16 protein-coding genes and 1 riboswitch are annotated in these 11,049 nt (G+C 71.2%); of the genes, 6 read left to right on the top strand and 10 right to left on the bottom strand.

The annotated features are described in order from the left end of the window. The 3 genes from VGT06_12220 to VGT06_12230 all read right to left on the bottom strand — a co-directional run. A partial coding sequence (locus VGT06_12220) for a pyridoxal-phosphate dependent enzyme (GenBank protein HEV8663884.1) occupies positions 1 to 407 on the bottom strand: 407 nt, incomplete at its 3' end. 20 nt (positions 408 to 427) lie between these two features. Next, the gene (locus VGT06_12225) at positions 428 to 1,564 is read right to left on the bottom strand and encodes a tetratricopeptide repeat protein (protein HEV8663885.1); all 1,137 of its coding nucleotides are present in this window, start codon (positions 1,562 to 1,564) and stop codon (positions 428 to 430) included. Further along, positions 1,561 to 2,076 (bottom strand): macro domain-containing protein, encoded by a 516-nt coding sequence (locus tag VGT06_12230; protein HEV8663886.1) that lies wholly within the window; start codon positions 2,074 to 2,076, stop codon positions 1,561 to 1,563. The genes VGT06_12225 and VGT06_12230 overlap by 4 nt, the downstream gene beginning before the upstream one ends. 124 nt (positions 2,077 to 2,200) lie before the next feature. Between VGT06_12230 and pyrF the strand changes: the two genes are divergently transcribed. The 5 genes from pyrF to VGT06_12255 all read left to right on the top strand — a co-directional run bounded on the left by pyrF (position 2,201) and on the right by VGT06_12255 (position 5,806). Further along, positions 2,201 to 2,905 (top strand): orotidine-5'-phosphate decarboxylase, encoded by a 705-nt coding sequence (gene pyrF, locus VGT06_12235; GenBank protein ID HEV8663887.1) that lies wholly within the window; start codon positions 2,201 to 2,203, stop codon positions 2,903 to 2,905. A 26-nt stretch (positions 2,906 to 2,931) separates the two neighbouring features. Then, complete coding sequence (locus tag VGT06_12240; GenBank protein ID HEV8663888.1) at positions 2,932 to 3,378, top strand: DUF2914 domain-containing protein; 447 nt, start codon at positions 2,932 to 2,934, stop codon at positions 3,376 to 3,378. A 159-nt stretch (positions 3,379 to 3,537) separates the two neighbouring features. Next, positions 3,538 to 4,911 (top strand): replication-associated recombination protein A, encoded by a 1,374-nt coding sequence (locus VGT06_12245; GenBank protein HEV8663889.1) that lies wholly within the window; start codon positions 3,538 to 3,540, stop codon positions 4,909 to 4,911. Between the two features lie 96 nt (positions 4,912 to 5,007). Next, positions 5,008 to 5,418, top strand: a complete 411-nt coding sequence (locus VGT06_12250) for a DoxX family protein (GenBank protein ID HEV8663890.1) — start codon at positions 5,008 to 5,010, stop codon at positions 5,416 to 5,418. Between the two features lie 115 nt (positions 5,419 to 5,533). Then, positions 5,534 to 5,806: an HU family DNA-binding protein gene (locus VGT06_12255; GenBank protein HEV8663891.1), complete on the top strand. Its 273-nt coding sequence runs from the start codon at positions 5,534 to 5,536 to the stop codon at positions 5,804 to 5,806. 72 nt (positions 5,807 to 5,878) lie between these two features. Here the strand turns inward: VGT06_12255 and ltaE are convergent, their stop codons facing one another. From ltaE to VGT06_12290, 7 genes are all read right to left on the bottom strand, one after another. Then, entirely contained in the window at positions 5,879 to 6,937 is a 1,059-nt protein-coding gene (gene ltaE, locus VGT06_12260) for a low-specificity L-threonine aldolase (GenBank protein ID HEV8663892.1), read from the bottom strand. A 137-nt stretch (positions 6,938 to 7,074) separates the two neighbouring features. Further along, entirely contained in the window at positions 7,075 to 7,890 is an 816-nt protein-coding gene (locus VGT06_12265; GenBank protein ID HEV8663893.1) for a hypothetical protein, read from the bottom strand. A gap of 48 nt (positions 7,891 to 7,938) precedes the next feature. After that, the gene (locus VGT06_12270; protein HEV8663894.1) at positions 7,939 to 8,445 is read right to left on the bottom strand and encodes an NYN domain-containing protein; all 507 of its coding nucleotides are present in this window, start codon (positions 8,443 to 8,445) and stop codon (positions 7,939 to 7,941) included. A gap of 9 nt (positions 8,446 to 8,454) precedes the next feature. Beyond that, entirely contained in the window at positions 8,455 to 9,126 is a 672-nt protein-coding gene (gene thiE, locus VGT06_12275; GenBank protein HEV8663895.1) for a thiamine phosphate synthase, read from the bottom strand. Beyond that, entirely contained in the window at positions 9,119 to 9,895 is a 777-nt protein-coding gene (locus VGT06_12280) for a thiazole synthase (GenBank protein ID HEV8663896.1), read from the bottom strand. Before VGT06_12280 ends, thiE begins: the two co-directional genes overlap by 8 nt. Beyond that, a complete protein-coding gene (gene thiS, locus VGT06_12285; GenBank protein ID HEV8663897.1) occupies positions 9,889 to 10,113 on the bottom strand; it encodes a sulfur carrier protein ThiS in 225 nt (74 codons plus the stop codon). Before thiS ends, VGT06_12280 begins: the two co-directional genes overlap by 7 nt. A 41-nt stretch (positions 10,114 to 10,154) precedes the next feature. Further along, a riboswitch (TPP riboswitch) is annotated at positions 10,155 to 10,259 on the bottom strand. A gap of 27 nt (positions 10,260 to 10,286) precedes the next feature. After that, entirely contained in the window at positions 10,287 to 10,724 is a 438-nt protein-coding gene (locus tag VGT06_12290; GenBank protein ID HEV8663898.1) for an NUDIX hydrolase, read from the bottom strand. Between the two features lie 121 nt (positions 10,725 to 10,845). On the opposite strand from VGT06_12290, the gene VGT06_12295 reads away from it, so the two are divergent. Further along, on the top strand, positions 10,846 to 11,049 hold a 204-nt coding region (locus tag VGT06_12295), incomplete at its 3' end, for an FmdB family zinc ribbon protein (GenBank protein ID HEV8663899.1).

Raw genomic sequence — 11,049 nt, forward strand, 5'->3', positions numbered from 1 at the left:
GCCGCCAGGACCCTCGCCCGGTCGGCAGCCTCGTCGTACGTTTCCCCCTCGAGCAGGACGCGGGCGCCGTACCCCTCCGTGGCGACCACCTTGGCAATCGGGGCGTACCGGGGCATGAGGATGGTCGCTTTCAGGCCCGCCGCCGCCGCCGCCAGGGCCACCCCCTGGGCGTGGTTGCCGGCCGAGGCCGTCACCACCCCCTTCCCCCGCTCCGCCGGAGGGAGGCGCCGGATGTGGACGTAGGCTCCCCGGACCTTGAACGAGCCCGACCGCTGCAGGTTCTCGCACTTCAGGCGGACCGGAGCACCGACCAGACGGCTGAAGGTGGCGGAAGGGGCGAGGGGCGTGCGGTGGACGACACCCTGCAGGAGGGCGGCCGCATCCCGGATGGCGGCGAGGTCGGTCATTCCCCCTCCCGGGGCGGAACTCAGGGGTGGGGGAGGCCCCGGCCCCGGTAGGGCTCCTGGAGGTGGCGCCGGGCGGCGGCATGGGCCGGCCCGTCCCCCGCGAGGGCCAGGGCCTGCCGGTAGTGCCGGACAGCCTCCTCCCGCTCTCCCAGCAGGTCATGGACCATGCCGGCCCGGGCGGCGGCCCAGGCCGCGACCCATTCGGAGCGAGAGGTCCGGGCGGCGTAGGCTTGCTCGAAGTGGGTCAGGGCCGCCCGGTACTCCCCGCGGTCCATGGCCAGCTTGCCCAGCAGCTGCAGATAGCGAGGATGGAGCTCGGGGCCGTAGTTCGCGCGGCCGTCCCGCATCGCGACACGGATCCGGTCCGCGACGGCCGCCCCCTCGCCATGCCGGCCCGTCTCGCCGCAGAGGAAGGCCAGGAGAAAGGCGAAGTCGGGGTTGCCGGGGTAGCGCGCCCCCAGCCGCTCGGCGAACGGGAGGGCCTCGGCGAAGCGGTCCGCCCCGACCAGGAGGTGCACCAAGGCGACGGCGGCCAGGTCCGCCGTGAAGAGGCCCTCGGCCGCCGCCCGCTGGAGGGCGGCCTCGCCCTCGCCCGCGTCCCCGTCCGGCAGGATGAGATGCACCAGCGGCCGGCGCCAGCCTGTCACCTGCGCCACGCTGACCGCGTAGAGGCCGAGGCCGTAATCGGCGTCGGCCAGCGCCGGGTCCAGGGTCTTCACCTGCCGGAACCGCTCGAGAGCCCGGCGCAGCGAGCGGTAGGCGGGCAGGTAGTATCCCCGGGCGCCCTCCACCATGGCCCGGGTCCCCCAGGCCATGCCCAGGAAGAGGTGCAGGCGGGCGTCCTCCGGGCGGGCTTCCCGCTCGGCCTCGGCGGCCTCGAAGGCGGGGGCCGCCTCCTCCAGGAAGGCGTCCAGCGCCGGAGCCGGGTCCTCCGCCTGCTCCGCGCGGGCAGCGGTGAGCAGGCCGCGGAAGAAGGGGAGGGTGAAGGCCGCGGGCCCCTCTGCCAGACCGGCGAAGGCACGCTCGGCGCCGGCCAGGTCCTGGTCCAGGAGCCGCGCGGTGCCGGCCCGGATGATCTCCTCGGGACTCGGCCCGGCGGAGACCGGGATCGCCAGCCCCGCGAAGAGCAGACCGAGCAGGACGCCCCGCCGCTTCACGGGCGGCCCGCCGCCGCCGCGGCCCACGCATCCCGCCAGGCGGCCACCATCCCGGGGTCGAGGTCCACCAGGATCACCCGCTTCAGGCGTCTCGCCGGGAAGGTCCGCAGGACCCGGCACATGGCGGCCGCGGCGGCGGGCTTCGCGACACCGCCCACGCCCGTCCCTAGTCCGGGGACGGCCAGCGACGCAAACCCCTTGGCCTCCGCCGCCTCGAGCGCGGCCCGCATGGCCGCCTCCACGTTCGCCACCGGGATCCGCATGGCCGGCCGCTCCATCGTCGGGGCGTGGACGATGCCGAGGAAGCGCGTCTTCCCTCCGGACGTGACGACGGCCGAGCCCACGGGGATGGGGGCGGCGGCCACCGCCTCCTCCTCCACCGCCCCCCCCGCGGCCCGCTTGATCGCGCCCGCCACCCCACCCCCCATCCAGCCCTGGCTGTTGGCGGCGTTCACGATGGCCGCCGCCTCAGCGACGAGCAGGCTCCCCTGCTGAATGATGACCTCGAGCATCGCGGCCGCCGCGGCCGGGCGCGTTGCCTCCCCCCGGGAATCGTGCTAGCCTGAGTTCAGCACGCCCGCCCCGCGCAGTATAGGGTCGCGGCGAAACGAGCGTCAAGGGAGGCTGCGGAAGGACGTGGAGCCCCGGCGGGTCATCGTCGCCCTGGATATGTCCGACGCGGCGCTGGCCGCCCGGCTCCTGGATCGCCTCGATGGCCTGGCGCGCTTCTACAAGGTGGGGGGCCAGCTCTTCACGGCGGCCGGTCCCGAGATCGTCCGGGCCGTCCGGGCGCGGGGGGCGGAGGTCTTCCTCGACTTGAAGTTCCACGACATCCCCACGACGGTGGCCGGCGCGATCCGGAGCGCCGCCGCCCTGGACGTGGCCATGCTCACCGTCCACGCCGCGGGCGGGCGGGCGATGCTGGCCGCCGCGGTCGAGGCGGCGGCCAGCCGGGACGGCGGGCGGCGACCCAAGGTGCTGGCGGTCACCGTCCTCACGAGCCTCTCCGCGGTGGCCGCCCGCGAGGAGGCGGGCGTGGCCCGGCCGCTCCCCGAGCAGGTGCTCCACCTCGCCCGCCTGGCCAAGGCGGCCGGGCTCGACGGCGCGGTGGCTTCACCGCAGGAAGTCCGGGCGCTCCGGGAGGCCCTCGGGAAAGGCTTTCTGCTCGTGACCCCCGGGATCCGCCCCACGTGGGCGGGCCGGGACGATCAGGTGCGGGTCCTGGCCCCGCGGGAGGCCCTCGAGGCGGGAGCGGACTACCTGGTGGTGGGACGGCCGATCGCGGCGGCCCCGGACCCGCGGGTGGCTCTCGAGCGCCTCCTGGCAGAGTGCGGCCCCTGATCCCCAGACGACGAAAGGAGGACATCATGCAACTGGTGTGGCGAACGGTACTCTCCCTGCTCCTGGTCGGGCTGTTGCTGCACCCGGCGTCGGCGCAGCAGGCCCCCGCCCCCGCGCCCCCCGCCGCACCCGCGGCTCCGGCTCCGATGCCCGCCCTCTCGGTGGCGCGGGACGCCGTGGCGGCCAACGTCATGGACCGGGAGCCCCAGGATCCTGCCGAGGTCTTCGCCCCGACGATCCAGACGGTCTACTACTTTACCGAAGTGCGCGGCGCAGAGGCGCCCACGACGATTACCCACCGGTGGTCCTATCAGGACCAGGTCATGGCGGAGGTGAGGCTCGAGGTGGGCAGCTCGCCCTGGCGGACCTGGAGCAGCAAGACGATCCTGCCCGAGTGGACCGGGACCTGGAAGGTGGAGGCCGTGACGGAGGCGGGTCAGGTCCTTGCCAGCAAGAACTTCACGATTCAATAATCTGCCGGGCGCCCCGGGGCCCGCGGCGCTGAGCGGCGCCGCGCCGGCCTCGGGGCGCTCCCGTCCCGCCGCTCCCCCGACCCGCCCTCCCGGCGCACCGCGCATCGGAAAGATCCGGTGGACCTCTTCGCCCGCGACGTAAGACCCCCCGCGTCCCGGATGGCTCCCCTCGCCGACCGGATGCGCCCCCGCACGCTCGAGGAGTTCGTGGGGCAGGAGCACCTCCTGGGTGAGGGGAAGCTGCTCCGGGTGGCCCTGGCCCGGGGGAGCCTTCCCTCGCTCATCCTGTGGGGACCGCCGGGCTCCGGGAAGACCACCCTGGCCTTCCTGATCGCGGATGCCCTGAAGGCGCCGCTCCTGCCCTTCTCCGCCGTCACGGCCGGGATCAAAGAGATCAAAACGGTCCTGACCGAGGCGGACCGGCAGCGGCGCGCCGGAGGCGGGCGCGTCATCCTCTTCGTGGACGAGCTCCACCGGTTCAACAAGGCGCAACAGGATGCCTTCCTCCCCCACGTCGAGCGCGGGACCATCCTCCTCATTGGAGCCACCACGGAGAACCCGTCCTTCGAGGTGGTCGCCCCGCTCCTCTCCCGGGCCCGGGTCCTCATGCTCACCCCCCTTTCCGAGGCGGATCTGCGCGCGGTGATCGCGCGGGCCCTGGCGGATCCGGAGCGGGGGCTCGGGGCCGTCCCGCGGAGGTTGGAGGAGGCCGCCCGGGAGCACCTCGTGCAGCAGGCGGCGGGGGACGCCCGGGCCGCCCTGAACATGCTCGAGGTGGCGGCGGACCTGCTGGGACCGGCGGGGGGGACCATCACGCTCGCCATCGCCGAGGAGGCGGCGCAGCGGCGCGCCCTCCTCTACGACAAGGCCGGGGAGGAACACTTCAACCTCATCTCCGCGCTGCACAAGAGCCTCCGGGGAAGTGACCCGGACGCAAGCCTCTACTGGCTGGCGCGGATGCTGGCGGCCGGGGAGGACCCCCTCTACCTGGCCCGCCGCCTGGTCCGGTTCGCCACCGAGGACATCGGCACGGCCGACCCCCAGGCCCTTCCCGTGGCCGTGGCGGCGAAGGAGGCCTATCATTTCCTCGGTTCGCCGGAAGGGGACCTGGCGCTGGCCGAGTGCGTCTGCTATTTGGCGACCGCGCCCAAGAGCAATGCGGTCTACCGCGCCTACGGGGCGGCGATGGAGGATGTCCAGCGGGCGACGGCGGCGCCTGTCCCCCTGCACCTGCGCAACCCGACAACCCCGCTTCTCGGCGGCCTCGGCTACGGGAAGGGCTACCGCTACCCGCACGATGCGCCAGAGGCCCTGACCCCGCAGCAGTACCTCCCGGACCCGCTCGTGGGGCGCCGCTACTACGAGCCGACGGACCGGGGCTTCGAAGCGGAGATCCGGCGCCGCCTCGCGGCGTGGCGCGACGCGCTCGCGCGGCAAACCGGGCCCGGTGGGCGCGAGACCGCCGGAGGGGGCAAACGGGCCGAGCGCGCCGCCGAGGAGTCCGGGGAACCGCCGGCGCGCGTCCGGGATTAGGCAGGTGGTGATGGGGGAGCGGCAGGGCCCACCCAAGTTGGCGTGCCGCCCCGCAGATGCTCACCCCCCGATACCGAGAAGGGAAGGAGGAACGACATGCTGAGCCAGATGGTCAGGCCCTGGTCCCCCTGGGCGGTCGTCCCCCTGCGGGTCCTCGTCGGGATCGCCTTCATCGGCCACGGGTGGCCCAAGCTGATGAACCTCGGAGGGGCCACGCAGTTCTTCGGCCAGGTGGGGATTCCCCTGCCCGGTCTGTTCGCGCCCCTCGTGATGATCCTGGAGGTGTTCGGCGGCGCCGCCCTGGCCCTCGGCCTCCTGACCCGCTGGGTCGCGCTCGGATACGTCATCGAGATGTTGGTGACCACCCTGTACGTAAAGAACCCTCTTGTCACGAAGTTCATCGGTGGCTACGAACTCGACGTGCTGTTCCTGGCGACAGGGCTCCTGTTCCTCCTGGGCGGGCCTGGCCCCTGCTCCCTCGACCGCCGGTTCCGTCTCGATCCGTAAGGCCTGCCCCCCGGCTCGCCGGCGGACGGGCCTCACCCTTGACAGCGCTCGTGCCCATTTGATATAGCCCTAGCCGTTTCAGGCCGCGCGCCCGTCGGAGAAAAGGGGGCCGGGGATGACCAAGGCAGATCTGGCGGAACGGATGGCCAAGGACGCGGGGATCACGAAGAAGGCGGCGGAGACGGCACTCGGTTCGGCGCTCAAGAGCATCCGGGACTCATTAAAGAAAGGGAGGAAGGTCACGCTGGTGGGATTCGGGACATTCCAGGTGTCCCGCCGCGCGGCCCGCAACGGCCGGAATCCCCAGACAGGCAGGACGATTCGAATCCCGGCCGCACGAGTCCCCCGGTTCAAGCCGGGGAAGGAATTCAAGCGCGCCGTGCGCTAGCCGTCCCCTCCCCCCGCGTCCCCGGTCTGGCCGGCAGTGCCCGCGCGCTGCCGGCCATCGTGTTTTTTGGGATCAGGCCGTCCCGCCCCTCTCGAGGTGCCGGGCCACAGCGGCCACGGCGACGTCCATATCGGCCGCCGCGACATCCTTGTGCGTGACCATCCGGATTGCGGCCGGACCCACGGCAAGGGCCTTGACCCCCTCCGTCGTGAGGGCCCGCACGAGCGCCGCCGCCGCCCGCGGGGGCGCGAGTCGAAAGATCACGATGTTGGTCTGAACCTGGCTCGCGTCGAGCAGCACGCCCGGGATGCGGGCCAGGCCCTCCGCCAGCCGCTTCGCGTTCGCGTGATCCACCTCCAACCGATCCACCATCTTCTCCAGGGCCACGATGCCGGCGGCGGCCACGATCCCTGCCTGACGCATGGCCCCCCCCACCATCTTGCGGAACCGACGCGCCCGCGCGATGAACTCCGCCGGGCCGCAGAGGAGGGACCCCACGGGGGCGGAGAGCCCCTTCGAGAGGCAGAACATCACGGAATCGGCGCAGGCGGCGATGGCGCCGGCCGGGACCCCCGACGCGAGGGCAGCGTTGAAGATGCGGGCCCCGTCCAGGTGGATTGGAATGCGGCGGGCGTTGGCGACGGCGGCGATCGCCTGGAGCGTCGCGAGCGGGTACACGCTCCCTCCCCCCCGGTTGTGGGTGTTCTCCAGGGAGATCAGCGTGGTCGGAGGCGTGTGGATGTCAGGGGTTCGCACCGCGGCCTCGATCTGCTCCGGCGCCAGGAGGCCGTCTCGTCCCGGGAGGGGGCGCAGCATCACGCCCGAGAGGACCGCCGGAGCCCCCGACTCGTAGTGGGCGATGTGGGCGTCCGCCTCCAGGATCACCTCGTCCCCCCGGCGCGTGTGGGTGAGGAGGGCCACCTGGTTCCCCATCGTTCCCGAGGGGACGAGCAGAGCCGCTTCTTTTCCCAGCTTTGCCGCGGCCATCTCCTCCAGCCGGTTCACCGTGGGGTCTTCGCCGAAGACGTCGTCCCCGAGGGGGGCTGTCTGCATCGCCTCCCGCATCTCCTCTGTGGGGAGCGTCACGGTGTCGCTCCGGAGATCAATGACCCGCGCGCTGCCGGTCCTCATCCCGTCTCACCCTCTCCGCCCTGGGTACTCTGGACGCGGATACCGCTAGAGCTGTAGCCGTTAAGGTACATCGCGGACAGTCAGGGTCTCTTGGAAATCAGCGATACTTATACAGCCCTTGCACCCGCCGCAAACTACTAGACAACTCCCCTACGAGCGAACAAATACCATCGGACCACGAGAAGCGCGGCTACCGCAATGTATGCCACTCCTACATAGTGTACCCAGACCTCCGGTGCCGGGCGCTGTTCCTCCCATATGAACACAGCCACAAACAGAACGATAAGCCCGGACAGAAAGGGCAATCGCCAATCTTTAGGACGGATGAACAAAGAGACAATACCTAGTGCAACTGCAACGACCATAGCAATGGCGATCGGAACGGCAAACGAGATGCCTACAAACGTTATCCAACCCTGGTATGCGGAGGAATCGATAATCCTCGCCTTTCCTAGAAGCTCTACAAAGTACATGATACTAGCCATCAGGACGATGGAAATGTGAGAGGCATAAGCTATATCAGACCTCCATCTCTTCCTCGTAGCGACAGGGTCCGGCTGGCGCACTGCGCTCGCAGTGGCCGGTTCGGCACGTGGAGTCTTCAGCGTTATTGCTGCCAACAGAAAAAGAAGGAACGGCAGTCCGCTGATCACCGTCCAGACCAAGAAGCGCGTGTGCGCCGCGACCGATTCTACGTGCCGAAGCACTGCCAGCCGAATGGCCACGGCGGCCAATGAGCCACCGGAGGCGAACATGACAAGCCACTTGCTCCAAGGCCGGTGGAGAACGAGCCCGATACCTCCAAGCAACAAGTAAGCCCAAAGCACGCCATTGGAAGTGATGTCCAATCTAAACTGTCGCCAGGGCAGAACCCGCAGGAGCTCAAGGACCGTTCCTGACGTCAAAACGGCATACGCAATTACAATCCAGCCCAACAGTTTCCGGTCGATCACTTTTCCGTACCTTGCCCAGCTGCTAACCCCGTTTGAAGCCGCACCTTGCTAAAGCCGGCGCAGACGCGCCCGGCGCGCCCGCTCCGCCTTCGGCAGCCGGCGGCTCGGGCCCTTCCCCTTGGCCGGGGCCGGCGGCGCCTCCTCGTCCAACTCCTTTTCCTTCAGAACGCCGGGGGCAACCGCCTCAAGCCGCGCCCCGAACTCCTCGGCCGTGATGGGGGCCGCTCCCGCGCGGCGGGCGGCGGCGGCCACGGCCGCGTCCGAACTGACAACCACGACGCCGCTGCCGCCCCGCTCCAGGAGCCGCGCAATGACGGCATCGGCCGTCTCACCCGCCCGGGAGAAAGACACCGTCAGACCCCCGGCCCCGCTGGATGCGCCTACGCCGCCCGCGCCATCGAAGACGACGGTCACCGGGTGCCCCCGCGCCCGCCGGTAGGCCCGGAGTCGCGCACAGAGGGCGTCGCGCCCCGCCGCGAGCCCCTCGGCCCGCTCCACCATCCGGAGCTCCGGCAGACGCCGGATGACGTTATACCCGTCCACCAGGACGCGCAAGGGGCGACCTCAGACTGGGCGCGGCGGGCGACGGACGGCCACCAGCAGGGCCCGTGCGGCTGCACGCCCGTCCGGGGCGGCCATCACCGCCGAAATGGCCGCGACCCCGTCCGCCCCGGCCGCGAGGACCTCGGCGGCGTTGGCTGCGGTGATCCCTCCCACGGCCAGGAGCGCACACGGGACCGCAGGCCGGACCCGGCGGATGAGGTCCGGCCCAGCAGGCGGACCGTATGCCGCCTTTGCAGGGGTCGGGAAGATCGGGCCGAGGAGGACGAAGTCCGCTCCACCCTGCACCGCCTCGACGGCCTCCTCCTTGTTGTGGCAGGAGACCCCGAGGAGCATTCCAGGTCGCAGCAGGGGGCGCACCGCCGCCGGCGGCAGGCTCCGGCGCGTCAGGTGCACCCCGTCCGCTCCGACGCCGAGGGCCACGTCCACCCGATCGTTGATCAAGAGCACAGCCTCCCCCGCACGGGTCCGGGCCAGGAGGGACTCCGCCAGGCGGCAGAGGTCGCGGGCCGGCAGGTCCTTCTCCCGCAACTGGAAGGCCCTGGCGCCGCCCGCCAGGGCCTCCGCGACGACCGCGTCGAGCGACCGGCCGCCGGTCTGCTGCCGGTCGGTGATGACGTAGAGTCCCCACCGCCTGGGGTCGGGAGGGGACGGCGCCTCCCCCGCCTTAGGCAATCATCCCCTCCAGCGGAGAGGAGGCGGTGGCATAGAGCTTCTTCGGGATCCGGCCGGCGAGGAAGGCGAGGCGGCCAGCTTCGACGGCCTGGCGCATGGCCGCGGCCATCATGACCGGGTCCTTTGCCCCGGCGATGGCAGTGTTCATCAGGACCCCGTCGCAGCCCAACTCCATGGCGATCGCCGCGTCGGAGGCGGTCCCCACTCCGGCGTCCACGATGACCGGGATCTTGACCGCCTCCAGGATGATCCGGATGTTGTAGGGGTTCCGGATGCCGAGCCCGGACCCGATGGGCGCCCCGAGCGGCATCACCGCCGCTGCCCCCGCATCCTCGAGCTTCCTCGCCACCACCACATCATCGTTGGTGTAGGGGAGGACGACGAACCCCTCCTTGACCAGCACGCGCGTCGCCTGCACCAGCCCCTCGGTGTCGGGGAAGAGGGTCTTCTCGTCCCCGATGACCTCCAGTTTCACCCAGTTGGAGAGGCCCACCTCCCGGCCCAGCTGCGCGTACCGGATCGCGTCCTCCGCCGTGTAGCAGCCGGCGGTGTTCGGGAGGAGGGTGTAGCGGGACGCGTCAATGTAGTTGAGCAGGGACTCCTGCGTGCGGTCCAGGTTCACCCGGCGGACCGCCACCGTCACGATTTCGGCCCCCGAGGCCTCGTGGGCCCGCTGCATCGTGGCGTAATCGGGATACTTCCCCGTCCCGACGATCAGCCGGGAGCGGAACTCCCGGCCGCCCAGTCGGAGGGGGTCCTGGGTCACCATGCGGCCCCTCCTTCCCCCGTCCCGCCGGCCATAAAGGTGATGATCTCCACCGTGTCCCCATCCTTCAGGACCACCTCCGGGAACTGTTCCCGTCGGAGGATCTCGCCGTTCAGCTGCACCGCCACTCGCTGCGGGTGGATCTGGAGGTCGTCGAGCAGGCCCGTCACGGTCAGCCCCTCCCGGCCGACCCGAGTCTTGCCGTTTACCCGAAGCTGCATCGAGCTCCCCAAACACAAAGGGCCGCCTCTAGGGGGAGAGGCGGCCTCGAATCCCGCTTCCCTACGCCGGCATTACCCGGATCAGGTCCTGAGGGTTGCCCCGCGCGGTCGCGGGGCTCTCAGCGATGCCACCCCTAGCGGTGATGGGAAGCTACCACGGCCGCGGTGGTCTGTCAATGCGCTGCCCGGGCCAGCGCGAACGCCCGGTCGAGAACCGGGGCCAGCCCGTCGGTGAGGGGAAGCGTGAGCCACTCCTCCCGGTCGAGCCAGCGGGCTGCCACCGCGTCCGAGCCGGCCCGGGCTTCCCCGGCGACCCAGCGGGCCAGGTAATCGATGATCACGTAGTGGAACCGGACGGCCCCGGCCTCGTCGCGCACGACCCGGTCGAGGACCTCCACGACCGGCCCCACCTCCACCTCCACCCCGCATTCCTCCCGGAGCTCCCGGGCCACGGCCTCCTGGAGGCGCTCCCCCGCCCGGACCGCTCCCCCGGGGATGGTCCAGCGCCCGGCCCCCGGGGCCCGCCCCCGCTGGACCAGGAGGACCTTCCCGTCCCGGACCACGATCCCGCCCACGGCCACGATGGGCCGCTCCGGGTACTCCCGCCCCATCCCTCCCCCGCGAAGGCCCTTGACAAACAAGCCCGTCTGCTTTATCTATCGTCTTTGGCTTGCCGGCCGGCCCCCGGGACCGCCGGGACGGCGCGGGTCGAACCAAAGGGGGTGTCTGCGGGTGCCGATCTACGAGTACCGCTGCGAAGCATGCAGCCACACGTTCGAGGCCATCCAGAAGATGACCGATGCGCACGTTGCGACGTGCGTCCTCTGCGGCGGACCGGTGCAGAGGCTCCTGTCGGCCCCGGCCCTGGTCTTCAAGGGAACCGGCTGGTACGTCACCGACTACCCGAACGCCGACCGGAAGAAGGCCATGGAGGCC

Source organism: Candidatus Methylomirabilis sp. (assembly GCA_036000645.1).
GTDB lineage: Bacteria > Methylomirabilota > Methylomirabilia > Methylomirabilales > JACPAU01 > JACPAU01.

Coding starts and splice junctions, on each gene's coding strand:
- VGT06_12230 (HEV8663886.1), bottom strand. CDS start 2,076: ATGCTCGAGGTCATCATTCAGCAGGGGAGCCTGCTCGTCGCTGAGGCG.
- VGT06_12240 (HEV8663888.1), top strand. CDS start 2,932: ATGCAACTGGTGTGGCGAACGGTACTCTCCCTGCTCCTGGTCGGGCTG.
- VGT06_12245 (HEV8663889.1), top strand. CDS start 3,538: ATGGCTCCCCTCGCCGACCGGATGCGCCCCCGCACGCTCGAGGAGTTC.
- VGT06_12250 (HEV8663890.1), top strand. CDS start 5,008: ATGCTGAGCCAGATGGTCAGGCCCTGGTCCCCCTGGGCGGTCGTCCCC.
- VGT06_12255 (HEV8663891.1), top strand. CDS start 5,534: ATGACCAAGGCAGATCTGGCGGAACGGATGGCCAAGGACGCGGGGATC.
- ltaE (HEV8663892.1), bottom strand. CDS start 6,937: ATGAGGACCGGCAGCGCGCGGGTCATTGATCTCCGGAGCGACACCGTG.
- VGT06_12280 (HEV8663896.1), bottom strand. CDS start 9,895: ATGGTGACCCAGGACCCCCTCCGACTGGGCGGCCGGGAGTTCCGCTCC.
- thiS (HEV8663897.1), bottom strand. CDS start 10,113: ATGCAGCTTCGGGTAAACGGCAAGACTCGGGTCGGCCGGGAGGGGCTG.
- VGT06_12290 (HEV8663898.1), bottom strand. CDS start 10,724: ATGGGGCGGGAGTACCCGGAGCGGCCCATCGTGGCCGTGGGCGGGATC.